Source organism: Streptomyces sp. NRRL S-31 (genome assembly GCF_000718775.1).
Classification (GTDB): domain Bacteria; phylum Actinomycetota; class Actinomycetes; order Streptomycetales; family Streptomycetaceae; genus Streptomyces.
In genome coordinates, this window is record NZ_JOCB01000031.1 from 12486 (window position 1) to 37017 (window position 24532).

The window sequence follows — 24532 nt, forward strand, 5'->3', positions numbered from 1 at the left end:
CTTGGTCACACCAGTGATTCCCGGCAGGCGGTAGGCACATGGACTTCCCGGCGGACATTCCCGCGGACTTCCCGGCACAGGCGCACCCCCACCCGCACGGCGGTTGGCCCGGTAACGAGCTGGAGGAGGTGCTGTCGGCCTCCCTCGGCATCCCCTCGGCGGGCGCCCGGATCGTCGAGGTCCTCGGGCGCAGCTTCCTGTGGGTCCCGCTCCCCAACGGCGGGGGCCCGGACAGCGGCCCGCTGGACCTGCCGACGCTCGAGATCGACGGCCAGGCGTACGTCCCGGTGTTCAGCTCCGAGGAGCAGCTCCGCCAGGTCGCCGGCCCCCACATGGCGTACACCATCGCCCCGGCGGTGGAGTTCGCCCGCGGGCTGCCCCCGCAGCTCGGCATCGCCGTCAACCCCGAGGGCGTGGTCGGCATACCGCTGCCGCCCGAGGCCGTGGCCGAGCTGTGCCGGACGGGCCGCACCCCGCTCGACGGCCCCGGCAGCGGCGGCCGGGTCCGCCTCTTCGAGCCCGACTGGCAGGACGACCCGGTCGACTTCCTCTCCGCCGCCTCCGCCGAGTTCGCCGAGACCGGCGTGGTGCTGAGCGCCCGCCGCTGCCTGGCCGCCGTCGAGACGGCCGACCCGGTGATGTTCGTGGGCGTGGAACTCTCCCAGTGGGAGGGCGACCTGCGCGCCCTACCGCTCCAGGCCCTCGGCAAGGCCCTCGGCATGGCCCCGGTCGCCTGGCCGGTCAACCTGGTCCTGCTGGACGTCACCGACGACCCGGTGGCCGGCTGGCTGAAGAACAACGTCCGCCCCTTCTACCAGCACGGCCACTAGGTCCTGTCGTCAAACTCCCGCCTGCCTCGCGACGCCATGCACGCACTCTCGCCGCACCGGGCCCCGAACCAAGTACGTCCAGTACGAGGGACGGGGCCCGGCACGCCGAGAGCACGCACCTGACGCCGCGAGGCCCGCCCTCCGGGCGGACGGCGGGAGTTTGACGACAGGACCTAGGGGCTCGCGGCCGGGCATCGGCCGAAGGCCCGGAGCCACCGGGCGCTTAAGCTGTTTCCAGAACGCGGGCCATTGAAAAGAAGGGCACGACAGGTGAGCGCGAGCCACAGCGGCGGCGTGACCGGCAGCGTGGAGCACATGCTGCGCCAGGTCACGCCCGGACGCTACGACGCCTACGAGGCTCTGCTGCGCGCCCTCGCCACCCCTTCTTCCGGCCAGATCTGGATGCTCCTGTGGCACGGCCAGGCCGGCTCCCCGGACGCCCAGTACGGGGACATGGAGGTCGACGGCTTCCACTACGCCCCCTGTGTGACCTCCGCCCAGGAGCTGTCGGCCAGCGGCTGGAACCGGTCCTACGAGGTGGTCGACGGCCTGGACGTGGCCCGCACCCTCTACCCCGACCATTACGGCCTCTGGCTCAACCCGCACGCCCCGGGCGGCGGTGTCGGCGTCCCCTGGCTGGACCTGCGCCGCATCGCCACCGGTCTGGACCGCCAGCCCGCCGGCCCGCTGCGCCTGTCCGAACCCGCCATCGAGATCTCCCCGTTCTACGCCCTGCTCGCGCAGAACGCGCACCGCACCCCCGCGCTGCGCTCGCTGCGCCGCGCCTGGGTGCAGCCCGCGCTCGGGGCGCCGTACCTCGCCATCGGGCTGGACGTGTACGAGACCTCGCCCGCCGCGGTCGATTCGGTGCGCGCCATGATGCAGCAGTCCATCGGGGCGGTCCCGGAGGGACTGCCGGTGTCCACGGTCGCGATGACGGACGGCTACGACCCGGTGGTGCTGTGGATGCGGGCCAACGCGCGCCCCTTCTACGACCGCGAGGCCCACGCGGCCGCGCCGCAGCCCCGGCTCCAGGTCCCCGTCCCGCCGCAGTCCCCGGCCGGCGGGTACGGCTATCCGCCGGTGCACGGCGGCTACTGACCGACTGGCACGCTCCGCACGGCTCCTGACCCGAAGTGCAAGATGTCCGCTGGAGGCGGGCTTCTGCGCGCGTAGACTTCGGCTGAACGTCCCGAACCGCGTAGATTCGCCGCTCTGTCCCAACTGGCACACGTCCGAGGGGTGTTACCCACTGTTCGGATAACGGAATCCTCCGAACTGCATCACGGTTGCGCATACTTTCACCGTCAGACCTGGCGGCTGATCACGACGACGCTGAAGACTCGCGACTCAGACACGAGGTCGAGACCTCGTGATCGATGGCAAGTCGACAAAGCCGCAATCCGCGGCAGGCGCAGGCCGGTCACCACCGGCGAGAGGGGTCGCTCACCGTGACCGCACCGATCGAGACCACCGGAGCGGCAGCCGAGGCACAGCCGGAGGCTGTGCTGGAGGGTGCCGGCAAGGGGCAGATCGAGGGTCGTTCCCTGGGCCAGATCGCCTGGACCCGGTTCAAGAAGGACAAGGTCGCCGTCGCCGGCGGCGTCATCGTGCTCCTGCTGGTCCTCCTCGCGATCCTCTCCCGCCCCATCCAGTCCGTCTTCGGGCTCGACCCCAACGCCTTCCACCAGGACCTGATCACCCCGGACACCTCGCTGCCCAAGGGCAGTTGGGGCGGCATGAGCCTGGACCACCCGCTGGGCGTGGACCCGAAGTTCGGCCGGGACATCGCCACCCGCATCCTGGAGGGCTCCTGGGTGTCGCTGGTGGTGGCCTTCGGGGCGACCATCCTGTCCAACGTCATCGGCGCGATCATGGGCGTCGTCGCCGGTTACTACGGCGGTCGGGTCGACGCCGTCATCAGCCGGCTGATGGACACCTTCCTCGCCTTCCCCCTCCTGCTGTTCGCCATCTCCATCTCCGCCACCCTCCAGGGCGGCGCCTTCGGCCTCGACGGACTCCCGCTCCACCTGAGCGTGCTGATCTTCGTCATCGGCTTCTTCAACTGGCCCTATCTGGGCCGGATCGTCCGAGGCCAGACCCTCGCCCTGCGCGAGCGCGAGTTCGTGTCGGCCTCCCGCGGCATGGGCGCCAAGGCCCCGTACATCCTGTTCCGGGAACTGATGCCCAACCTGGTCGGCCCGATCATCGTCTACTCGACGCTGCTCATCCCGACCAACATCCTCTTCGAGGCGTCCCTGAGCTTCCTCGGCGTCGGCATCCAGCCCCCGCAGGCGTCCTGGGGCGGAATGCTCCGCGAGGCGGTCAACTACTACCAGGTCGACCCGGCGTTCATGATCGTTCCGGGTCTCGCCATCTTCGTCACCGTCCTCGCGTTCAACCTGCTCGGCGACGGTCTCCGCGACGCTCTCGACCCGCGCAGCCGCTGACGTCTGCTGTCGAGAGCCCGAAAATTTTTTTCCAACAATGGAGGGGAAAGCGCCCATCATGCGAAGGTCAGCGCTGGCCGCTATGGCGGCCATCGGCTCCGTCAGCCTGCTTCTCGCGGGTTGCAGCAAGGCCGATGACAACAAGGACGGGAACGGCAAGTCGGCCGGGGCCAACGCCGCGACCAAGGGCGTCGTCAACGTGTCCGACAAGAAGGGCGGGACGCTCACCTACGAGCTGTCCGACGTCCCGGACTCGTTCGACCCGGGCAACACGTACTACGCCTACATGTACAACCTCAGCCGGCTCTACGCCCGCCCGCTGATGACCTTCCAGCCCGGCGCGGGCCAGAAGGGCAACACCCTCGTCCCGGACCTCGCGGCGAGCAAGGGCGTCCCGAGCGACGGCGGCAAGACCTGGACGTACAAGCTGCGTACCGGCGTCAAGTACGAGGACGGCACGCCGATCACCTCGAAGGACGTCAAGTACGCCGTCGAGCGCTCCAACTTCGCGCGTGACGTGCTCTCCCTCGGCCCGAACTACTTCCAGCAGTTCATGGCCGGCGGCGACAAGTACAAGGGCCCGTACAAGGACAAGAGCGACAAGGGCCTGTCCTCCATCGAGACGCCGGACGACACCACCATCGTCTTCCACCTGAAGCAGGCCTTCCAGGAGTTCGACTACCTGGTCGCCGCCCCGCAGACGGCTCCGGTGCCCAAGGCGAAGGACACGGGCGTCGACTACGTCAAGCACATCGTCTCCTCCGGCTCGTACAAGTTCCAGAGCTACGAGGAGGGCAAGCAGGCCGTCCTCGTGCGCAACGAGAACTGGGACGCCAAGACGGACCCGCTGCGCAAGCAGCTGCCGGACAAGATCGTCGTCAAGCTGAAGGTCAACCCGGAGACGATCGACAAGGACGTCCTCGCGGGCAACGCGATCGAGCTCGCCGGCACAGGTGTCCAGGCCTCGACGCAGGCGCAGGTGATCACCGACGCCGCGAAGAAGGCCAACACGGACAACACCTACGGCGGCCGTCTCGTCTACCTGGCGATCAACACCACCGTCGCGCCGTTCGACAAGGTCGAGTGCCGCAAGGCCGTGCAGTACGCCATCGACAAGTTCTCGGTGCAGACCGCCGAGGGCGGCCCGATCCGCGGTGAGATCGCCTCCACCGTCCTGCCGCCGGACATCCCGGGCTACTCCAAGTCCGACGTCTACGCCACCAAGGACAACAAGGGCGACGCCGCCAAGGCCAAGGACCAGCTGAAGGCCTGCGGCAAGTCCTCGATCTCCACCAACATCTCGGCCCGTTCGGACCGTCCGCAGGAGATCGACGCCGCCACGGCGATCATCGCGTCGCTGAAGAAGGTCGGCATCAACGCCACCCTCAAGCAGTACCCGTCCGGCAAGTACTTCACCGACTACGCGGGTGTGCCGAAGTTCACCAAGAAGCAGAACATCGGCCTGGAGATGATGCAGTGGGGCGCCGACTGGCCCTCCGGCTACGGCTTCCTCCAGCAGATCCTGAACGGCAAGGCGATCAGCCAGTCCGGTAACACCAACCTGTCGCAGTACGACAACAAGGACGTCAACGCACTGCTGGGCAAGGCGATCGGTACGCAGGACGACACCGAGCGCAACAGCCTGTACACGCAGATCGACAAGAAGACCATGGACGACGCCGTCCTCGTCCCGCTGACCTACTTCAAGGTCCTGCTCGCCCGCCCGCAGAACTACACCAACCTGGTTTCCACGGCGGCCTTCAGCGGTCAGTACGACTACCTCAACATCGGCGTCGCGTCGAAGTAGCAGCCCCGGAAGGCAGGTGAAGGCATTGGTGCCCGCGGGCTTCGCGGCCCGCGGGCACCAGCGCCGGTCCCCGTGATCTCGTACATCCTCCGCCGGACGTTCGCGGCAGTGATCCTGCTGCTGGTCGTCTCCGCGGTCACCTTCGCCATCTTCTTCCTGCTGCCACGGCTCGTCGGCCAGACAGCGGACCAGCTGGCGCAGCAGTACATCGGCAAGAGCCCGTCGCAGGCGGACATCGCCGCTGTCAAGCACAACCTCGGTCTGGATCAGCCCGTCTACGTCCAGTACTGGCACTTCATCAAGGGGATCGTGGCCGGCGCCGACTACAACCTCGGCCCCACCACGGTGCACTGCGACGTTCCCTGCTTCGGCTACTCCTTCAAGGACCACGTCGCGGTCTGGCCGCAGCTCACCTCCCGCCTTCCGATCACCCTCTCGCTGGCCGCGGGCGCCGCCGTGCTGTGGCTGGTGTCCGGTGTGGCGATCGGTGTCATCTCGGCGCTGAAGCCGCGCTCGCTCTTCGACCGGACGTTCATGGGCGTGGCGCTCGCCGGCGTCTCGCTGCCCATGTTCTTCACCGGCAACCTGGCGATCCTGCTCTTCGTCTTCAACTGGCCGATCTTCGGACGGGACTACGTCCCGCTCACCGAGAACCCTTCGCAGTGGGCCAACACCCTGATCCCGGCGTGGTGTTCGCTGGCGTTGCTCTACTCGGCCATCTACGCCCGGCTCACCCGCTCGGGCATGCTGGAGACGATGAACGAGGACTTCATCCGCACGGCCCGCGCCAAGGGCCTGCGCGAGCGCAACGTCGTCGTCCGGCACGGTCTGCGGGCCGCGCTCACTCCGATCATCACCGTCTTCGGCATGGACATCGGTCTGCTGCTCGGCGGTGCCGTGATCACCGAGAGCGTCTTCTCGCTGCCCGGAATCGGCCAGTACGCGGTGCAGGGCATCACCGACAACGACCTGCCCAAGATCCTCGGCGTGACCCTGCTCGCCGCCTTCTTCGTAGTGATCGCAAATCTTGTGGTGGACGTGCTCTACGCCGCCGCCGACCCGCGGGTGAGGCTCTCGTGACCGAACTCTCCAAGACCGGTGCCGCGACGGAGGAGCCCGCCTCCACCGGCAAGGCGCCCGAGGCCTTCCTCGAGGTCCGCGACCTCAAGGTGCACTTCCCGACCGACGACGGCCTGGTCAAGTCCGTCGACGGGCTCAGCTTCTCGCTGGAGAAGGGCCGGACCCTCGCCGTCGTCGGCGAGTCCGGCTCCGGCAAGTCCGTCACCTCGCAGGCCATCATGGGCCTGCACCGGCTCGGCACCCGCGGCAAGAACGTGCGGATGTCCGGCGAGATCTGGCTGGCCGGCAAGGAACTGGTCTCCGCCTCCCCGGACGAGGTGCGCAAGCTCCGCGGCCGGGAGATGTCGATGATCTTCCAGGACCCGCTGTCCGCCATGCACCCCTATTACAAGGTCGGCGACCAGATCGTCGAGGCCTACCGGGTGCACCACGACGTCAGCAGGAAGGTGGCCCGCGCCCGGGCCATCGAGATGCTCGACCGGGTCGGCATCCCCGAGCCCGCCAAGCGCGTCGACGGCTACCCGCACGAGTTCTCCGGCGGTATGCGCCAGCGCGCCATGATCGCCATGGCGCTGGTGAACAACCCCGAGCTGCTCATCGCGGACGAGCCCACCACCGCCCTGGACGTCACCGTCCAGGCGCAGATCCTGGACCTGATCCGGGACCTCCAGAAGGAGTTCGGTTCCGCGGTCATCATGATCACCCACGACCTCGGCGTGGTCGCCGAGATCGCCGACGACGTGCTCGTGATGTACGGCGGCCGGTGCGTGGAGCGCGGCCCGGCCGACGAGGTCTTCGAACAGCCGCAGCACCCCTACACCTGGGGCCTGCTCGGTTCGATGCCCCGCATCGACCGCGAGACCTCCGAACGGCTCATCCCGGTCAAGGGCTCCCCGCCGAGCCTCATCAACGTCCCCTCGGGCTGCGCCTTCCACCCGCGCTGCCCGTACGCGGACATCCCGAAGGGGAACGTCACCCGCACGGTGCGCCCCGAGCTGGAGCAGGTGAGCACCGGGCACTGGTCCGCCTGCCACCTCCCGACCGAGGACCGCCAGCGGATCTGGACCGAAGAGATTGCGCCGAAGCTGTGAGTGAGACCAAGAAGACGGACACCGTCGCCGAGGCCGCGGTCCCGAAGCAGGCGTCGGCTCCCGAGGACGGCTCGGCGGAGCGGGAGGTGCTGCTCCGGGTCGAGGGTCTGACCAAGCACTTCCCGATCAAGAAGGGCATCCTCCAGCGCCAGGTCGGCGCCGTGAAGGCCGTCGACGGCCTCGACTTCGAGGTGCGCAAGGGCGAGACCCTGGGCGTGGTCGGCGAGTCGGGCTGCGGCAAGTCGACCATGGGCCGGGTCATCACCCGGCTCGAGGACCCGACCGGCGGGAAGATCACCTTCGAGGGCAAGGACATCACGCGGCTGAGCACCGCGCAGATGCGCCCGCTGCGCCGCGACATCCAGATGATCTTCCAGGACCCTTACGGCTCCCTGAACCCCCGGCACACCATCGGCTCCATCGTCTCGGCGCCCTTCCGGCTCCAGGGCGTGGAGCCCGAGGGCGGGGTGAAGAAGGAGGTCCAGCGGCTGCTGGAGCTGGTCGGTCTGAGCCCCGAGCACTACAACCGCTACCCGCACGAGTTCTCCGGCGGTCAGCGCCAGCGCATCGGCATCGCCCGCGCGCTCGCCCTGAAGCCGAAGCTGGTCGTGGCGGACGAGCCGGTCTCCGCGCTGGACGTGTCGATCCAGGCGCAGGTCGTGAACCTCATGGACGACCTCCAGGAGGAACTGGGCCTGACCTACGTGATCATCGCCCACGACCTCTCGGTGGTCCGGCACGTCTCGGACCGCATCGCGGTGATGTACCTCGGCAAGATCGTCGAACTGGCCGACCGCACCTCGCTGTACGAGGCGCCGATGCACCCGTACACCAAGGCGCTGATGTCGGCGGTGCCGGTGCCGGACACCAAGCGCCGGGGTGCCAAGAGCGAGCGCATCCTGCTCCGCGGTGACGTCCCGTCGCCGATCGCCCCGCCGTCGGGCTGCCACTTCCACACCCGGTGCTGGAAGGCGACGCAGATCTGCGCGACGACCGAGCCGCAGCTCGTGGAGTTGAAGCCGGGGCAGCGGGTCGCCTGTCACCACCCGGAGAACTTCGCCGACCAGGCGCCGCAGGACACGGTCCTGCTGTCGGCGGCGAAGGAGGCGTCGGAGCTGGTCCCGGACGCGGTCGTCTCCGACGGCCCGGCGGAGGAGCCCGCGGAGCCGGCGGAGCCGGCCGAGCCGTCGGCTGCCGAGAAGGCGGAGGAGTCCGCCGGATCGGAGAAGTCCGCCGAGGCGGAGGAGCCCGAGAAGGCGGAGAAGTCCGCCGAGGCGGAGGAGCCCGAGAAGGCGGAGGAGTCCGCGGAGGCGAAGGCTTCCGGGACCGCCGAGGCTCCGGCCCCGGCGGAGGCTGCCGAGACGCCGGAGAACGCTGAGGTGGCGGAGACCACCGAGGCCGCCGAACCGGCGGAGACCGCCGAGCCGGAGGAGGCGTCGCAGGCCACTGAGTCGGCGGAGGCCGCCAAGTCGGAGGAGGCGTCGGAAGCCACCGAGGCTGCGGAGGCCACCGAGTCGAAGGAAACGTCGGAAGTCACCGAGTCGGCGGAGGCCGCGACCGCCGAGGCCACCGCCGAGGCGTCCGACACGGCCGCCGCTCCCGAGGCCGCCGAGGCCGCCGCGGCGGTGGAGACCTCGGAGGAGAAGACCGGCCCCGGCGCCAAGTCGACCACTGCCAAGTCGACCACCGGCAAGGCGTCCAGCGGGAAGTCGACCACCGCGAAGGCCGCCGCCCCGTCGGACTCCGAGGAGCCGACCGGGAAGTGACGCGGGGCAGCGCATGACGACCGAGTGAAGTCGTGTACCTGCCTGAACGGGAGAGTGCGGAGTCCTCCGTGTCCGGCCGCCGATCGGCGCGCTCGGAGGGGACGACTCACGGCACTCTCCCGTTCGGCGTGTCCGGGGCGCCTCGCCACCTGGCTTTGTAAGGTCCAGGCCCCGCGACAGGTGAGAATGTCAGGGTGCAGCTCCAGCAACTCTTCAGTCCCTCCGTCCAGCACACGCTCGATGTGATCGGCATCTTCGTGTTCGCGATCTCCGGCGCCCTGCTGGCCGTCCGCAAGAACTTCGACGTCTTCGGCATCGCCGTGCTCGCCGAGGTCACCGCGCTGGGCGGGGGGCTGTTCCGGGACCTGGTCATCGGAGCCGTGCCCCCGTCCGCCTTCACGGACCTCGGCTACTTCGTCACCCCGCTGCTCGCCACGCTCGTCGTCTTCTTCCTGCACCCGCACGTGGAGCGCATCCAGGCGGCGGTGCTGGTCTTCGACGCGGCGGGCCTCGGCCTGTTCTGCGTCAGCGGTACGACGAAGGCGTACGGCTACGGCCTCGGGCTGACCGCGTCGGCGTCGCTGGGCCTCGCCACCGCCGTGGGCGGCGGTGTGCTGCGGGACGTGCTGGCCAACGAGGTGCCGTCGCTGCTGCGCTGGGACCGCGACCTGTACGCGGTGCCGGCCATCGTCGGCGCCACGATGGTCGTGCTGTTCATCCGCTACGACGTCCTGACCCCGTTCACCAGCGGACTCGCGGTCGTCACGGCCTTCGTGCTGCGCCTGCTCGCGATGCGGTTCCACTGGCGAGCGCCTCGTGCGTGGAACCGCCGGTCGACGGTGACGGAGGAGTAGCCCCGGCGACGGACGTGTCCCGTCCCTTGGCGCGGCTCTGGCCCATCTGGAGGGTCAGCCAGCGGAAGACGGTGTCGACCTGCGGGCGCCACAGCGCCATGGTGTGACCGCCCGCGCTGCGCGGCAGGAAGACCACGCGCACGGTGGTGGGCGCCTTGGCGGCGGACTCCAGGGCCATGCCCGCCTGGTAGCCGTCGCCGGACTCGCCGGAGAGGTACAGCGCGACCGGGGGCGCCTCGGCCGCCTCCCGCAGCAGCAGGTAGGGGTTGTTCGCGGCGCGCAGGGCGGGGGTCTGCGCGGCCAGGGAGTCGCGTTCGCCGATGGGGTCGTTGTAGCCGGACATGCTCACCGCGGCCCGGTACCGGTCGGGGTGGGCCACGGCCAGCTTGACCGCGCAGTGCGCGCCCGCCGAGTAGCCGGCCACCGCCCAGCCGCGGGGGGCCGGCTGGGCCCGGAAGTTGTCCATGACCATCTTCGGCACGTCGACGCTGAGCCAGCTGTCGGCGTTGACCTGGCCGGGGACGTTGGCGCAGCCGGTGTCCACGCCGGCCAGCAGGTTGGTGCGCGGGGCGACCAGGATGAACGGCGCCACCTCGCCGCCGCGCATCAGCGGCAGCAGCTGCTCGTGGGCCCGCAGCGCCCCGAACCAGGCCGTCGCGGACCCGGGGTAGCCCGGCAGCAGCTCCACCACGGGGAACCTCTTGTGCCGGTAGGCCGGGTCGTCGTACTGCGGCGGCAGCCAGACGTAGACCTCGGCGTTCACCCCGGAGACCCGGCCCCTGAGCTGGGTGACGCGGACCCCGCCGGCCGCGCGCATACCCGGTCCGCCGGCCGCCGTGAAGGTCTGCGCGACCCTGGGCAGCCGTCGCACCGCGATGCCGCCGGTGCCGTCCCGGCCGAGGTCGGCGGCCTGCTGGACGTGGTCGCCGGTGCCGAGCAGGTCGGCCCAGTTGTCGTACAGGTTGTTCTCGTTGTTGACCAGTACGAAGACCAGGGTGACGGCCGTGCCCTGGGCGAAGAGCAGCATCAGGACGCGGGCCACGGTCCTGAGCGGTCTGGGCCCGCGCATCCGTGACCACAGCAGGAGTGGCAGTATCAGGGCGACGACCGACAGCACGAGGGTCGTGTAGAGGAACGGGGTCCCGGTGAGGCTCATGTCCCCATAGAGGGAGATCGGGGGCCGGGGGTTGTGGACGTGTCGGGACACTTACCGAGAAATTGCCGGAACCTCACCCGGAGGGAAGATCGGGTCATCCGGTGGTCAGATAAGAAAGCTACCGCTTAGTAGTTTCCTGCTGTACCGTTCACGCATGCCAGATGCAGCTACCGTCCCCGGATCGCGGGCCGCGATCGGCGACAGCGAGTTCGACCGCGACACCGCGGTCACCCGGCGCGAGCCCGGCGTCCACGACATCGACCTCTCGGCCGGCTGGACCATCATCAGCGCCGTCAACGGAGGCTATCTGCTGGCCGTCATCGGCCGGGCCCTCGCCGACACCCTGCCGCACCCGGACCCCTTCTCCATCACCGCGCACTACCTCACCGCATCCCGGCCCGGACCGGCCGTGATCCGCAGCGAGACGGTCCGCACCGGCCGGACCCTCTCCACCGGCCAGGCATCCCTCTTCCAGTACGACGACGAGGGCGACGAGGTGGAGCGCATCCGCGTCCTCGCCTCCTACGGCGACCTCGGCGCGCTCCCCGACGACGTCCGCACGACGGCCACCCCGCCGCCGATCCCGCCGTTGGGGCAGTGCTTCGGCCCCGAGGACGGGCCCGCCCCGATCGAGGGCAGCAACGCCATCGCCGACCGGCTGATGATCAAGCTGGACCCCGCCACCCTCGGCTGGGCGCTCGGCTCGCCCTCCGGCAAGGGCGAGATGCGCGCCTGGTTCGGCCTCGCCGACGGCCGCGACGCCGACCCGCTCTCGCTGCTCCTCGCCGTGGACGCCCTCCCGCCCACCGCCTTCGAGATGGGCCTCAAGGGCTGGGTGCCGACCGTGGAACTCACCGTCCACGTCCGCCACCGCCCGGCTCCCGGCCCGCTGCGGGTGGCGATCACCACCCGCAACCTGGCCGGCGGCTTCCTGGAGGAGGACGCAGAGGTGTGGGACAGCACGGACCGGCTGGTCGCCCAGTCCCGGCAGCTGGCCCGGGTCAGGCTCGGCTGAGCGGCACGCGGCCGAGCCAGGCCGCCAGGCGCTCGTGGGCGCCGGCTCCTTCGGGGGCCGGCACCGGCGCGTCGAACGGGCGGCCCTCGCGCGGTCCCGCGGGCAGGGCCGCCCGCGCGGCCTCGAGCGCGAACTCGGCCGGCTCCGGGTCGAGCGGCAGCGGATGCCCGACCGCCTCGGACAGGTCCCAGGTGTGCGCCACGATCTCCATGACGTAGCCCGCCAGGGCGGCGCGGCCCGGCACCTCGCCCCAGGGCACCCGCACCGTCGACGCCATCAGCTCGTCGCTGTCCCACGCCTTCAGCGCCCGCTCCCTGACCTCCTCGTAGGCGGGTGCCCAGCGGTCGTCGGGCACGTCCGGGGCGCCGGGCGCGGTGGACGGCGCGTCCGGCACCTCGCCCCGCCCGACGGCCTCGCCGAGCAGGGCGATCCGCCGGGTGACGCCGACGACATGGCCCAGCAGCGCGCGCACGTCGTACTCGGTGCACGGGGTGGGCAGGGAGAGCTGGTCCGGGCGCACGGTCCGGATGAGGGCGGCCGCCTGGGCGGTGGCACGGGCGTACAGGGGGCGGGGATCGGTGGTCATGACCGGCCTCTCTTCGTCGGGTCGCAAGGCGGATGATCAACGGAAAACCTGACAACGACCGTCAGGTATTGTTCCGGTCCCCCACGCGGCGGGATGCTGGCGCGGTGAAGTCCGACCGGCTGCTGTCGATCCTGCTGCTCCTCCAGACCCGGGGCCGCGTCCCGGCCCCCGAACTCGCCGAGCGGCTTGAGGTGTCGGTGCGCACCGTCTACCGGGACGTCGAGGCGCTCTCCGCCGCCGGGGTCCCGGTCTACGCCGAGCGCGGCCGGCACGGCGGCATCGCGCTCCTGGCCGGCTTCCGCACCGATGTCACGGGGCTGACCGCCGACGAGTCCCGGGCCCTGTTCGTCCTGGCCGCGCAGGGCGCCCACGCCGCGCTCGGTCTGGACGCCGCCCTCGGCTCGGCGCTGCGCAAGGTGATGGCCGCGCTGCCGGCGCCGCACCGCCCCGCCGCCGAGGTGACCAGCCGCCGGGTCCTGGTCGACGCCCACCCGCTGGAAGAGCGGCCCGCAGCGGGCCGTGGACCTGGCGGTGCTCCGGGACGCGGTCTTCGCCGACCGGCGCCTGAGGCTGCGGTACCGGCACAGCGGGGAGCGGGAGCCGCGCACGCACACCGTGGACCCGTACGGCCTCGTCGCCAAGGCCGGGGTCTGGTACCTGGTCGCCGACAGCCGCGGCCGGCCGCGGCTGTTCCGCGCCGACCGGGTGCGCACGGCCCGTCCGCTGGACGAACCCGTACGGCGCCGGCCCGGGGTGGAACTCGCCGACGTCTGGGAGGTGTTGCGCCGACGGGTGGAGGAGCGGGCGGACGCCGTACGGGTGACCGTGCGGGTCCGGCGCGAACTGTGCGACATGTTCGAGCGGATGGCCGCCGCCCAGCTGACGGCGCCGCCCGAGGACGACGGCACGGGCGAGTGGGTCACCGCGCGTCTGGCCTATCCCAGCCTTCGGGCGGTGCGCCAGCTCCTCGCCTTCTCCGACCGGGTCGAGCTGCTGGACCCGCCCGAGGCGCGCGCGGAACTGCTGGCGGCGGCCCGCTCCGTCGCGGCCGTGTACCGGGGGACGGACCCGGCCGACGGCTGAGCCCGGGGCGGGGCGGGGGTGCCGTGCGGTCGCGTCAGTCCAGCCAGTGGCCGCGGCCCAGGGTGATGAGCCGCAGCTGGCGGGTGGCGAGCCGGGTCACCCGCTCGCGCTCCCTCTCGGGAGCCTCCAGCGCCTCCAGGAACAGCGAGGCGGTGATCAGCAATTGATCCACGTAGAGGTGCGCGAGCATCAGCAGGTCGTCGTCGCTCCAGCCCGCGGCCTCGGGGTCCTTGGCCAGTTCGGCCTTCACCTCCTCGGCGAACCTGACCAGCTGGGCCCGTATGGCCTCGCGCACCGGCTGCACACCGCCGTGTCGCTCCCGGGCGATGAAACGGACATGTGCGGGGTACGCGTCCACATGACGGGCGATCAGTTCGACGGCGCGCGTGATGCGTTCCCCGCTGTCGCCCGACGTGGACACCGTCGTCCGCACCATCGGGTGCAGGCTGCCCAGCGCCTCGTCGACCAGGGCCACACCGAGGTCGGCGGTCGAGCGGAAGTGCCGGTAGAAGGCGGTCGGGGCGACACCGACGGCCCGGGTGACCTCGCGCAGGCCCAGGCTGCTCAGGCTCTGCTCCTCCAGCAGGACGAGTGCCGCGTCGAGGAACGCCTGCCGGGTCTTCTGCTTCTGGGCCTGCCGGACACCGAGGGTGTGACTCATGTCATCCAGTTAACAACTGTTCTCCGGAATTGGAAAGCCGCGGGAGGCGTTAGACTCAAAGTCAGTGAACAACTGTTACTACAACTGTTCACCAGAACTTCACACCGGCTGAACGTCCGGCTGGATGTCCGGCCGAACGCCCGACCGGACACGAGGCATCTCGGAGGGGGATCCGATCCCATGCTGTTCCTCGTCGCCGCACTCATGCTGCTCGGTGTCGTCCTGGGCACCGTGGCCCACGCGCCGCTCGCCGTCACCGGCGCCCTGGCCGCCGTCATCGCCGTCTGGCTCGGCGTCTTCGCGCTCCGCGAGCGCCACGGCCGCCGCCGGAATCCGGCCAATTGACCGTCGCCCACGACCTCAGGAGCTGAGCACCATGCGTCTCACCGCACCGGCCACCGGCCGCACCGACACCGGTTCGCTTCCGCGCGACGCCGACGGCATGGCCGTCGCGTCCTTCATCCTCGGCCTCCTCGGCCTGCTCGTGCTCAACGTCTTCCTCGGCCCGATCGCCATCGTCCTGGCCCTGGCCGCCCTCTGGCGCGGGACCGGCCGTCCGGGCCGCGCCTACCTGGGCCTGGGCCTGGGCGTCGCCGACCTGGTGGTCCTGGTGGCCGCGATGGAGATCACGGGCACGGTGTCCTGGAGCCTGTGACCGGCGGCGGGCGGTCCGCCGCCCGGCCACGGCCACGCACCCGCGCGGACCGGCCAGACACGCGGCCGGAGCCGACCGCGGGGGCCCGGCGCCGTAGAATCGGCGGCACCATGGCATACCTCGACCACGCCGCGACGACCCCGATGCTCCCGGAGGCGGCAGAGGCACTGACCGCCCAGCTGAGCATCACGGGCAACGCATCCTCCCTCCACGCGTCCGGCCGGCAGGCCCGCCGTACGGTCGAGGAATCCCGCGAGACCCTCGCGGAAGCACTCGGCGCCCGCCCCAGCGAGGTCGTCTTCACCTCGGGCGGCACCGAGGCCGACAACCTGGCCGTCAAGGGCCTGTACTGGTCCCGCCGCGCCGCCGACCCGGGCCGCACCCGCGTCCTGGCCAGCCCCGTCGAGCACCACGCCGTCCTCGACGCCGTGCACTGGCTCGGCGAGCACGAGGGCGCCACCGTCGAGTACCTCCCCGTCGACTCCCACGGCCGTGTCCACCCCGAGGCACTGCGCGAGGCCATCGCCCGCAACCCCGACGACGTCGCCGTGGCCACCGTGATGTGGGCCAACAACGAGATCGGCACGGTCATGCCGGTCCGTGAACTGGCGGACGTCGCGGCCGAGTTCGGCGTCCCGCTGCACGCCGACGCGGTCCAGGCGTTCGGTCAGGTCCCGGTCGGCTTCGAGACCTCGGGCCTGGCCGCGATGACGGTGTCCGGCCACAAGGTCGGCGGCCCGTACGGCATCGGCGCCCTCGTCCTCGGCCGTGAGCACACGCCCGTACCGGTGCTGCACGGCGGCGGCCAGGAGCGGCACGTCCGCTCCGGCACGCTCGACGTGCCGGCCATCGCCTCCTTCGCCGTCGCGGGCCGGCTCGCCGCCGCGCGGCGCGAGTGGTTCGCGCGCGAGATCGGCGCCCTGCGCGACCAGCTGGTCGACGCCGTCCGCACGGCCGTGCCCGACGCGATCCTCGGCGGCGACCCGGCCCCCGGGGGGCGGCTGCCGGCCAACGCCCACTTCACCTTCCCCGGCTGCGAGGGCGACTCCCTGCTGCTCCTGCTGGACGCCCAGGGCATCGAGTGCTCCACCGGCTCCGCCTGCACCGCCGGCGTCGCCCAGCCCAGCCACGTCCTCCTCGCCACCGGCACCGCCCCGGACCTGGCCCGCGGCACCCTGCGCTTCTCCCTCGGCCACACCTCCACCGAGGCCGACGTGGCGGCCGTAGCGAAGGCGATCGGCCCCGCGGTGGAACGGGCGCGGGCGGCCGGACTCACCTAGGGGTTCCCGGACGGGGTCGCGTCAGGGGTTCCGTCCGGACCGGCCCGGTCCCGCTCGGCCCGGTCCCGCTCGGTGCGGATCAGGCGCAGGTACCGCTCCCAGTCCCAGAAGCGCCCCGGGTCCGTGTGGTCCGTTCCCGGCACCTCCACGTGCCCGATGAGGTGCTCCCGGTCCACGGGGATGCCGTAGCGTCCGCAGACCGCCGCCGTCAGCCGGGCCGAGGCCGCGTACAGGGCGTCCGTGAAGGACGAGGCGTCCTCCACGAAGCCCTCGTGCTCGATGCCGACACTGCGTTCGTTGTACTGCCGGTTGCCCGCGTGGAAGGCCACGTCCAGCTCGCGGACCAGCTGGGTCACCCGGCCGTCCCGGCGCACGACGTAGTGCGCGGCGGCGCCGTGCTCCGGGTCCTGGAACGCCCGCACCGCCGACGCGTACCCGCCCTGGGTGACGTGGACGACGACCCGGTCCACCCGGTAGTCGGCCGGCCGGTCCGCCCGCCGGAAGTTCGCCGCCGAGGCCCCGACCCAGCGCGCGCCCCGGAAGTCCACCGCGCCCGCCACCCGCGGCCTGCCCACCCCGGGCAGCCGCCACCACAGCCGGGACAGCTCCTGACGGGCCAGCACCGCCGTGCCCGCGGCCGCCACGGCGCCGCCGATCAGCAGGGCCCGCCGCCCCGGCCGCCGGTCCCCGTCGCCCGCCGGCGCACCCGTGCCCGCCCCTGCCGTCGCCCCCATGTGAAGCACAACGCATATCCGGCGGACCTGGTTCCCGCGCCCCCGTACCCTGGAAGGGCTATGACTGACACCCCGCAGCGCACCCGCCCCCTCCGCGTCCTCGCCGCCATGTCCGGCGGGGTCGACTCCGCCGTCGCCGCCGCGCGCGCCGCGGAAGCAGGTCATGACGTCACCGGCGTCCACCTCGCGCTCTCCGCGAACCCGCAGTCCTTCCGCACCGGCGCGCGGGGCTGTTGCACCATCGAGGACTCGCGCGACGCCCGCCGCGCGGCCGACGTCATCGGCATCCCGTTCTACGTCTGGGACCTCGCCGACCGCTTCCGCGAGGACGTCGTCGAGGACTTCGTCGCCGAGTACGAGGCCGGCCGCACCCCGAACCCGTGCCTGCGCTGCAACGAGAAGATCAAGTTCGCCGCGCTGCTCGACAAGGCGCTGGCCCTCGGTTTCGACGCCGTCTGCACCGGCCACTACGCCAAGGTGATCGTGAACGAGGACGGCTCCCGCGAGCTGCACCGCGCCTCCGACATGGCCAAGGACCAGTCGTACGTGCTCGGTGTGTTGGACGACCGGCAGCTCGCGCACGCGCTGTTCCCGCTCGGCGACACGGTCACCACCAAGGACGAGATCCGCGCGGAGGCCGAGCGCCGGGGCCTGGCGGTGGCCAGGAAGCCCGACTCGCACGACATCTGCTTCATCGCCGACGGCGACACCCAGGGCTTCCTCGCCCGGCGGCTCGGCAAGGCCGAGGGCGACATCGTGGACGAGTCCGGCGCGAAGCTGGGCACGCACGACGGCGCGTACGGCTTCACCATCGGCCAGCGCAAGGGGCTGCGGATCGGCACCCCGGCCCCGGACGGCAAGCCCCGCTACGTGCTGGACATCTCGCCGGTCACCAACACGGTCACGGTCGGCCCGGCCGCCGCCCTGGACGTCACCGCGCTCACCGCGATCAAGCCCCGCTGGTGCGGCGCCGCCCCCACCGGACCCGGCACCTACACCGCCCAGCTGCGCGCCCACGGCGGCGAGACCGAGGTGAGGGCCGAACCGGTCGACGGCGAACTGCGGGTCACCTTCACCGAGCCGGTCCGCGGGGTCGCCCCCGGCCAGGCGATCGTGCTCTACGACGGCACGCGCGTGGTGGGCTCGGCGACGATCGCGGCCACGGCTCGCCGGGAAGCTGCCACAGCCTGATCATCGAGGGCTCGCAGGAGCTGGCACGGTCCGCCCAGCCCGGCATAGGCTGGCCGTCGCGGAAGGTCCGCGCAGTGTGAGCCGGCGGCGGGACTTCCCCGCCCCTTCGGGAGGTGGACGGTGCTTCTGCGCTTTCGAGTGGCGAATCACCGCTCGATCCGGGACGAGGCCGAGCTGACACTTGTTGCTGCGGGCAGTGTGGACAGTGCCGACAGCATCGCGCGGGACAGCGGGATCGCCCAGGGCGATGGCGGGCCCGTGCCGGTGCTGCCCGTGGCCGGGATCTTCGGTGCCAACGCTTCCGGCAAGAGCAACATGCTCAGCGCGTTCCATGCCATGCGGGAGGCGGTACGTACCTCCTTCGCGGACTGGGCCAAGTATCCCGGGGTACCTCACCGGCAGCCCTTCAAGCTGGACGCGGCCAGCGCCGAGGAGACCACCCTCTTCGAGGTCGACCTGGTCCTCGGCGCCCGCACTCCCGTCCGCTACACCTACGGCTTCGAGCTCTCCGACGACCGGGTGGAGGCCGAATGGCTGCACGCTTACCCGGGCGGCGTCCGGGAGGTGTGGTTCGACAGGGAGGCGGACCGCCCGGCGGAGGACGGCGACGAGTACCTCTTCGAGAGCCCGGCCTTCACCGGCCGCCGCGACGACCTGGTCGCACTCACCCGGCCGAACGCCCTCTTCCTCTCCACGGCGGCCACCCTCAACGACCCTCAGCTGTCCGCCCTGCACCGCTGGTTCCTGAACAACCTGTGGCTGATGACCCCGGGTGAGGACATCACACACCGTGCCGACTGGACCAAGCGCCGCCTCACCGAGCTCCACGACGACACCGGCTATCGCGAACGGCTCGTCCAGCTCCTGGCCGCCGCCGACCTGGGCGTCACCGGCTTCGATCTCGATCCGGACACCGGTGCGGTCTCCCTTCGGCACCGGACGGAGGGGACGGAAGCCGTGGCCCTCGACTTCCTCACCGAGGAAAGCTTCGGCACACACGCGTGGTTCGCCTTCCTCGGCCCGATGCTCACCGTCCTCGACAACGGGACGACGCTGCTGGTCGACGAGCTCGACTCCAGTCTCCATCCCACGCTGGCCGCCGAGGTCGTCCGCCTCTTCCAGGACCGTAAGGCCAATGCCAAGGGTGCCCAGCTGATCTTCACCACCCATGACGCCACGCTGCTCGGCAACGCCGTGCTGGACCGTCCGCTCGGCCGCGACCAGGTATGGCTCACCGCGAAGACGAAGTCCGGCGCGACCGAGCTGTATCCGCTGGTCGCCGCACACCCGGAGGCCGGCGAGGACCTGGAGCGGGGCTATCTGCGGGGCCGGTACGGGGGGGTGCCCCGGGTGACCCCGGGCGAGATCGCCCGTGAGGTGTCGTGGTTCGAGGAGAAGGCGGCAGCGACGGCGTGAGCGAGCGGGGTGGGCACGGAGCATGAGCAGCAGGCGCAGGTCGAAGAAGGACGCGGCGAGCACGGTGATGCCGCCGCAGGCGCCTCCGTCGCAGTACTCACGTCGCGAGCGGGTGCTGTACGTGGGATGCGAAGGCGAGGCGACCGAGTACGACTACCTGCGCTACCTCAACAAGGAGTACGGGAGCGGGGACAGCGAGACCGGCCGGCCGGCCTTCACCATCAAGCCGGTCCGCAAGGCCGACGGCCTGATCCCGTCCCGTGCCGTCAAGGCGGTGGTCGAGGCCGCTCAGGGGGAGGACGAGACCTGGGTGCTCTTCGACCGGGACAGCCACCACGACATCCCGGAGGCCTTCGAGGCCGCAGCGGCCTCGGACACCGAGGTCTGCTTCTCCCACCCCTCCTTCGAACTGTGGCTGCTGCTGCACTTCCAGCCGTTCGGCGGCGCCCAGGGCGCGGCGAAGAACACGCACGTCCTGGAGAAGCTGCGCAAGGCCGACCCTGCCTACAAGCGGTTCGACAAGCCCGACAAGAGTCTGGGTGATGCCCGTACCAAGGCGCTGAAGGGCAAGGAGGAGGCGGCGGTGCAGCACGCGCGAGCCCTGGTCGGTCAGTGCGAGCACGGTTCGTGCAAGCCCGCCAATGCCACCTTCGAGGCTCCGAAGTACGGTCGCTCGGCGAAGGAACGGGCCGCCCGCTCGGGGCACGCCAAGAACTGCGAGGTCCTGAGCCGCGACCCGTCCACGGACGTGTGGCGGCTCCTGGTCAGCCTGGGCATCGTCAAGGTCTGAGCGACGGCCGCGCCCCTCGCCGTGCAGCGGCGATGTCCGGGTTCCGCGCGGGTTGGCTCCCGCACCGGCGGGCCGTCTAACCTTCCGTAGCACCTCCACTTTCCGTACGAAGGATCCGCGCGTGGCCAGAATCACCCTGCCCGAGCTCGAACGCCATCTCTTCTCGGCCGCCGACATCCTGCGCGGCCGGATGGACGCCTCCGAGTACCGCGACTTCATCTTCGGGATGCTTTTTTTGAAGCGGGCCTCGGACGAGTTCGAGCCGGAGTGGAAGCGGGTGTACGAGGAGCGGCTCGCGCAGACCGGCGGTGACGAGGCGAGGGCCTTGGCCAAGGCGAACAACCCGGCCGCCTACCCCCGCGTCTTCTACGTGCCGCCGCGGGCCCGCTGGTGGCGTGGACCACACCACGACCCGGAGAGGCCGCAGACCCCGGCGCCCGGCATCATGGCCCTGACCGAGAACGTCGGCCAGGGCCTCGACGAGGCCTTGGTGGCGCTTCAGGAGGGCAACGACCTGCTCGCGGGCATCGCCTCACACATCAGCTTCAACGAGGTGGTTGGCACCAAGCCGCGCTTCACCGACCCCGAGCTCCGTTCGCTGGTCCGGCACTTCAGCCTCTACCGGCTGCGCAACGAGGACTTCGAGTTCCCCGACATGCTGGGCGCGGCGTACGAATATCTCCTCGGCCGGTTCGCGGACTCGGCCGGCCAGCGCGGCGGCGAGTTCTACACGCCGCGTTCGGTGGTGCGGATGATGGTGCGCCTGGTCGATCCACAGGCCGGGGAGTCGGTGTACGACCCGTGCGCGGGCTCCGGCGGCATGTTGATCGCGGCCCGCGAGCACGTCGAGGAACACGGCGGCGACCCTGAGGAACTGTCGGTCAACGGGCAGGACAAGAACGGCCCGTCCTGGTCCATGGCCAGTATGAACATGGTCCTGCACGGCATCCACACCTTCGACCTCCAGCACGGCGACACCCTCGCCGAGCCGCTCCACCTCGACGAGAACGGGCGGCTGCGCAAGTTCTCGGCGATCCTGTCCAACCCTCCGTTCTCCCTCCCGTACGACGAGGACGCCGTCGCCAAGGCCGACGAGGACCACGGCAAGCGGATGCACTGGGGCTGGACGCCCGGGAGCGGCAAGAAGGCCGACCTGATGTTCGTCCAGCACATGGTGTCCGTCCTGGAGGAGGACGGCGGGCGAGCGGCCGTCGTCATGCCGTACGGGGTGCTCTTCCGGGGCGGCAAGGAACGCGAGATCCGCATCGGGATGCTCCGCGCGGACTGCGTGGAGGCCGTCATCGGCCTCGGCCCGAACCTGTTCTACGGCGCGGGCGTCCCGGCCTGCATCCTGATCCTGCGGCCCCCGCACGGGAAGACCGCCCCGAAGCGCCGGGAGAAGGTCCTCTTCATCAACGCTGACCGGGACTTCACTCCCGGCCGGAACCAGAACGAACTCGGCCCCGAACACGTCGAGAAGATCGTGACGGTCTTCCGCGAATGGCGCCTCATCGACGGCTACTCGCGCGAGGTCCACCGCGACGAACTCCTCGCCCCCGACGCGAAGGGCGTCCCCGAGGCGAACTTCAACATCCGCCGCTGGGTGGACAACTCGCCGCCCGCGGAGCCGCAGGACGTGCGGGCGCACTTGTACGGGGGCGTGCCGGTCGCCGAGGTCGCGGCCAAGGAGGGGCTGTTCAAGGCGTACGGGGTCGACGCCGGTTCGCTGTTCGCGCGCCGGGAGGGTTCAGGCGAGTACTACGACTTCCTGCCGGAGGGCGCGGAGGCCACGGCCGCCCGTATTCCGCGACTGACGTACGCGCGGGAGGCTGAGCTGCGAGAGACGTTCGACGAGTGGTGGATGAAGAGCTCCGGTCTCTTCGCCCAGCTTGCGGCGGACCGGAAGCTGATGGACCTGCGCGGCGGGCTTCTCGACGGGTTCACGGCTGCGGTCGGCGGAGCCGGGGTTCTCGACGAGTTCACGACCGCCGGCATCATCGCCGCCTGGTGGACGGAGAACCGCTACGACATGAAGGCCCTCGCGGCGGGCGGCTTCGAGCGGGTCCTGGAAGGCTGGGTCGACTCCGTCGAGGCGATCGTCGACCCGGCGGTGCCGGGTGGCGGCGCGGATGACGCGAAGCGCACGTCGGTCTCCCCGGCGGAGCGACGCAGGGCCCTCGACCAGCCGGTCGTACGGGAGCTGATCCCGGAGTTCCTGGAGCTGGTCAAGGCGGCCGACAAGGCCGTCGCGGAGGCGGAGGCCGCGGCGAAGACGGCGGCTGAGGCGAGGGCGGCGGTGACGGATGCGGGTACGGACGTGGACGACGAGTCCGAGTCCGCGTCCGGTGAACCGGCGGAGCCGGTCGCCCCGGAGGAGCTCGCCGCCCTGGACAAGGCGTTGACAGCGGCCAAGAGGTCCCTGACGGCGGCGCGCAAGAAGCGCAAGGAGCTGGACGACAGCTTCCTGCCGGAGCTGAAAAAGGCGGCCGAGCGGAAACTGTCCGAACCGGGCGGCCCGGAGGGCGTCGTCCTCGCCGTCCTCCGCCGTGACCTGTCCGACCGCCTGAACGCGGCGTTGGCGGCGGGCCGCCGCGAGATCGTCGCTTCCTTCCGACGCTGGGCCGAGAAGTACGAGGTGTCGCTGACGGACCTGGAGAACGCCAGCGATGACGCGGCGAAGGGGCTTGGGGAGTGGTTGAGGGTGCTGGGTTATGAGCGTTGAGGTTCGACTGGGCAGCGTGCTGGAGTCGCCGCCGAAGAACGGCTACTCGCCCAAGGACGTTCCGGAGTGGACTGGGTTGAAGGCGCTCGGGCTCGGGTGTCTGACACCGAGGGGGTTTGCGCCGAGCCAGCTGAAGAATGTGCCAGACAGCGCAACGGCGCGGCGGTTCACGCTGGTCAACGGCGACTTGCTGATGAGCCGGGCCAATACACGTGAACTGGTCGGTCTCGTAGGCCGCTTCACGGACATTGGGACGGCCTGCATCTACCCGGATCTCATGATGAGGCTGCGACCGCAGGCCGATCGCTGCCTTCCCAGGTACTTGGAGATCGTGCTCCGGTCTTCGGATGTTCGGAGGGAGATTCAGGCGGGGGCTCGCGGCACGAGTGAGAGCATGGTCAAGATCAGTGCCTCGCTGGTCGAGAACCTGCGGATTCCCTTGCCGCCGCTGCCCGAACAACGCGACATCGTCGCCGCGAACGAGGCGTTCGAGCGGCGGATCGGGGCGTTGGAGCGGGAGCTGGCCAAGCTTAGGACCGTCGAGGACGCCGTTGTGGCTGGGACGATGGCCGAGGCTGGAGGACGTATTGAGCTTGGTCGATGGCTGAGTTCCATCGAGGCGGGCAAGAGTCCCATGGCTGAGGACACACCTGCGGGCGATGGCGAGTGGGGCGTCCTGAAGGTGAGCGCCGTGCAACCGGGATGGTTCAAGGCTACTGAGAACAAGGTCATTCGCGAGGCGGAGTTCATTAACGCACGGTACGCGGTTTCCACCGGAGACCTTCTCATGACGCGTGCCAACACTGAGGAACTCGTCGGACTTGCCTGCGTGGTTCGGGAACGCGCCGAACGCCTGATGTTGAGCGACAAGACGTTGCGACTCGTGCCCGACACGAGCGTGGCCGATGCGGAGTTCATCGAACTCGCGCTGCTCAGCCCGTCAGTACGCAGTCAGGTGCGCTCGCGAGCCACCGGTACGAGTGCCAGCATGAAGAACATCGGCCAGAGCGCGGTGCGGCAGTTGATGGTCCCGGACGTTCCGAAGGACGTGCAGCGGAAGGCGGTCGCTGCGGTTTCTGCGAGCCGGAAGCGCAGTCAGGGTGTTCAGCGGCAGATCGCCAAGCTCCGCACGATCCAGCAGGGCGTGATCGAGGACCTCCTCAGCGGTCGGTCCCGAGTGAACCGGACCTGAGGCTTCCTATCAGCGCACCAAGCGACGCCCGGCCGATGACGATCACATCCGCCGGGCGTTTGCTGTCCCGCAGGGCGACTCCTGTCTGCGTCCAGGCGACCTCAACGCAGTTGTTGCCACTGGCCTCGGAGTAGGAGGACTTGATCCACTTCAGGGCGGACACGACGGGCACC

Annotated in this window: 22 protein-coding genes and 1 pseudogene; 18 read left to right on the plus strand and 5 right to left on the minus strand. The window is 70.6% G+C overall.

Annotation, left to right across the window (positions count from 1 at the left end; genetic code table 11):
- The first annotated feature begins 38 nt into the window (after positions 1 to 38).
- From IF37_RS0114620 to IF37_RS0114655, 8 genes are all read left to right on the plus strand, one after another.
- Complete coding sequence (locus tag IF37_RS0114620; protein ID WP_030741861.1) at positions 39 to 830, plus strand: enhanced serine sensitivity protein SseB; 792 nt, start codon at positions 39 to 41, stop codon at positions 828 to 830.
- A 315-nt stretch (positions 831 to 1145) separates the two neighbouring features.
- Positions 1146 to 1931: an enhanced serine sensitivity protein SseB C-terminal domain-containing protein gene (locus IF37_RS0114625; protein ID WP_106981786.1), complete on the plus strand. Its 786-nt coding sequence runs from the start codon at positions 1146 to 1148 to the stop codon at positions 1929 to 1931.
- Between the two features lie 350 nt (positions 1932 to 2281).
- Entirely contained in the window at positions 2282 to 3280 is a 999-nt protein-coding gene (locus tag IF37_RS0114630) for an ABC transporter permease (RefSeq protein ID WP_030741866.1), read from the plus strand.
- 37 nt (positions 3281 to 3317) lie between these two features.
- Positions 3318 to 5087, plus strand: coding sequence for an ABC transporter substrate-binding protein (locus IF37_RS0114635; protein WP_030741869.1), 1770 nt, complete (start codon positions 3318 to 3320; stop codon positions 5085 to 5087).
- 72 nt (positions 5088 to 5159) lie between these two features.
- Entirely contained in the window at positions 5160 to 6167 is a 1008-nt protein-coding gene (locus IF37_RS0114640) for an ABC transporter permease (protein WP_030741871.1), read from the plus strand.
- Positions 6164 to 7258, plus strand: a complete 1095-nt coding sequence (locus tag IF37_RS0114645; RefSeq protein ID WP_030741874.1) for an ABC transporter ATP-binding protein — start codon at positions 6164 to 6166, stop codon at positions 7256 to 7258. The genes IF37_RS0114640 and IF37_RS0114645 overlap by 4 nt, the downstream gene beginning before the upstream one ends.
- Positions 7255 to 9024: an ABC transporter ATP-binding protein gene (locus IF37_RS39365; RefSeq protein ID WP_079165735.1), complete on the plus strand. Its 1770-nt coding sequence runs from the start codon at positions 7255 to 7257 to the stop codon at positions 9022 to 9024. Before IF37_RS0114645 ends, IF37_RS39365 begins: the two co-directional genes overlap by 4 nt.
- 194 nt (positions 9025 to 9218) lie before the next feature.
- Complete coding sequence (locus IF37_RS0114655; RefSeq protein ID WP_030741878.1) at positions 9219 to 9878, plus strand: trimeric intracellular cation channel family protein; 660 nt, start codon at positions 9219 to 9221, stop codon at positions 9876 to 9878.
- Here the strand turns inward: IF37_RS0114655 and IF37_RS0114660 are convergent.
- Positions 9787 to 11034, minus strand: coding sequence for an esterase family protein (locus IF37_RS0114660; RefSeq protein ID WP_030741880.1), 1248 nt, complete (start codon positions 11032 to 11034; stop codon positions 9787 to 9789). The genes IF37_RS0114655 and IF37_RS0114660 overlap by 92 nt on opposite strands.
- 154 nt (positions 11035 to 11188) lie before the next feature.
- Between IF37_RS0114660 and IF37_RS0114665 the strand changes: the two genes are divergently transcribed.
- Positions 11189 to 12049 (plus strand): thioesterase family protein, encoded by an 861-nt coding sequence (locus IF37_RS0114665; protein WP_030741883.1) that lies wholly within the window; start codon positions 11189 to 11191, stop codon positions 12047 to 12049.
- Here the strand turns inward: IF37_RS0114665 and IF37_RS0114670 are convergent.
- Complete coding sequence (locus tag IF37_RS0114670) at positions 12036 to 12635, minus strand: TIGR03086 family metal-binding protein (RefSeq protein ID WP_030741885.1); 600 nt, start codon at positions 12633 to 12635, stop codon at positions 12036 to 12038. The two genes, IF37_RS0114665 and IF37_RS0114670, sit on opposite strands and share 14 nt — an antisense overlap.
- A gap of 104 nt (positions 12636 to 12739) precedes the next feature.
- Here IF37_RS0114670 and IF37_RS39370 point away from each other — a divergent pair.
- A pseudogene (locus tag IF37_RS39370) lies at positions 12740 to 13718 on the plus strand (helix-turn-helix transcriptional regulator).
- A gap of 34 nt (positions 13719 to 13752) precedes the next feature.
- Here the strand turns inward: IF37_RS39370 and IF37_RS0114680 are convergent.
- Positions 13753 to 14379, minus strand: a complete 627-nt coding sequence (locus IF37_RS0114680) for a TetR family transcriptional regulator (RefSeq protein ID WP_030741887.1) — start codon at positions 14377 to 14379, stop codon at positions 13753 to 13755.
- Between the two features lie 180 nt (positions 14380 to 14559).
- On the opposite strand from IF37_RS0114680, the gene IF37_RS44875 reads away from it, so the two are divergent.
- The 3 genes from IF37_RS44875 (at position 14560) to IF37_RS0114695 (ending at position 16314) form a co-directional block, all read left to right on the plus strand.
- Complete coding sequence (locus IF37_RS44875) at positions 14560 to 14724, plus strand: hypothetical protein (protein ID WP_030741890.1); 165 nt, start codon at positions 14560 to 14562, stop codon at positions 14722 to 14724.
- Positions 14725 to 14755: 31 nt separating this feature from the next.
- The gene (locus tag IF37_RS0114690) at positions 14756 to 15034 is read left to right on the plus strand and encodes a hypothetical protein (protein ID WP_030741892.1); all 279 of its coding nucleotides are present in this window, start codon (positions 14756 to 14758) and stop codon (positions 15032 to 15034) included.
- A 110-nt stretch (positions 15035 to 15144) separates the two neighbouring features.
- Positions 15145 to 16314 carry a cysteine desulfurase family protein gene (locus tag IF37_RS0114695; protein WP_030741894.1) on the plus strand — a complete coding sequence of 390 codons (1170 nt, stop codon included), beginning with the start codon at positions 15145 to 15147 and terminating at the stop codon, positions 16312 to 16314.
- Here IF37_RS0114695 and IF37_RS0114700 read toward each other — a convergent pair.
- A complete protein-coding gene (locus tag IF37_RS0114700) occupies positions 16311 to 17048 on the minus strand; it encodes an N-acetylmuramoyl-L-alanine amidase (RefSeq protein WP_030741896.1) in 738 nt (245 codons plus the stop codon). The two genes, IF37_RS0114695 and IF37_RS0114700, sit on opposite strands and share 4 nt — an antisense overlap.
- 60 nt (positions 17049 to 17108) lie before the next feature.
- Between IF37_RS0114700 and mnmA the strand changes: the two genes are divergently transcribed.
- The 5 genes from mnmA to IF37_RS0114725 all read left to right on the plus strand — a co-directional run bounded on the left by mnmA (position 17109) and on the right by IF37_RS0114725 (position 24359).
- Positions 17109 to 18239 (plus strand): tRNA 2-thiouridine(34) synthase MnmA, encoded by a 1131-nt coding sequence (mnmA, locus tag IF37_RS0114705; protein WP_030741899.1) that lies wholly within the window; start codon positions 17109 to 17111, stop codon positions 18237 to 18239.
- A 120-nt stretch (positions 18240 to 18359) separates the two neighbouring features.
- Complete coding sequence (locus IF37_RS0114710) at positions 18360 to 19655, plus strand: ATP/GTP-binding protein (RefSeq protein ID WP_030741902.1); 1296 nt, start codon at positions 18360 to 18362, stop codon at positions 19653 to 19655.
- A 22-nt stretch (positions 19656 to 19677) separates the two neighbouring features.
- Positions 19678 to 20445, plus strand: coding sequence for an RloB family protein (locus IF37_RS0114715; protein WP_079165736.1), 768 nt, complete (start codon positions 19678 to 19680; stop codon positions 20443 to 20445).
- 121 nt (positions 20446 to 20566) lie between these two features.
- Positions 20567 to 23167: a class I SAM-dependent DNA methyltransferase gene (locus IF37_RS0114720; protein WP_030741906.1), complete on the plus strand. Its 2601-nt coding sequence runs from the start codon at positions 20567 to 20569 to the stop codon at positions 23165 to 23167.
- A complete protein-coding gene (locus IF37_RS0114725) occupies positions 23157 to 24359 on the plus strand; it encodes a restriction endonuclease subunit S (protein WP_030741907.1) in 1203 nt (400 codons plus the stop codon). Before IF37_RS0114720 ends, IF37_RS0114725 begins: the two co-directional genes overlap by 11 nt.
- On the opposite strand, the gene IF37_RS42010 is transcribed toward IF37_RS0114725, so the two are convergent.
- Positions 24328 to 24531, minus strand: a complete 204-nt coding sequence (locus IF37_RS42010; protein ID WP_367647070.1) for a DUF397 domain-containing protein — start codon at positions 24529 to 24531, stop codon at positions 24328 to 24330. The two genes, IF37_RS0114725 and IF37_RS42010, sit on opposite strands and share 32 nt — an antisense overlap.
- Between the last annotated feature and the right edge of the window lies 1 nt (position 24532).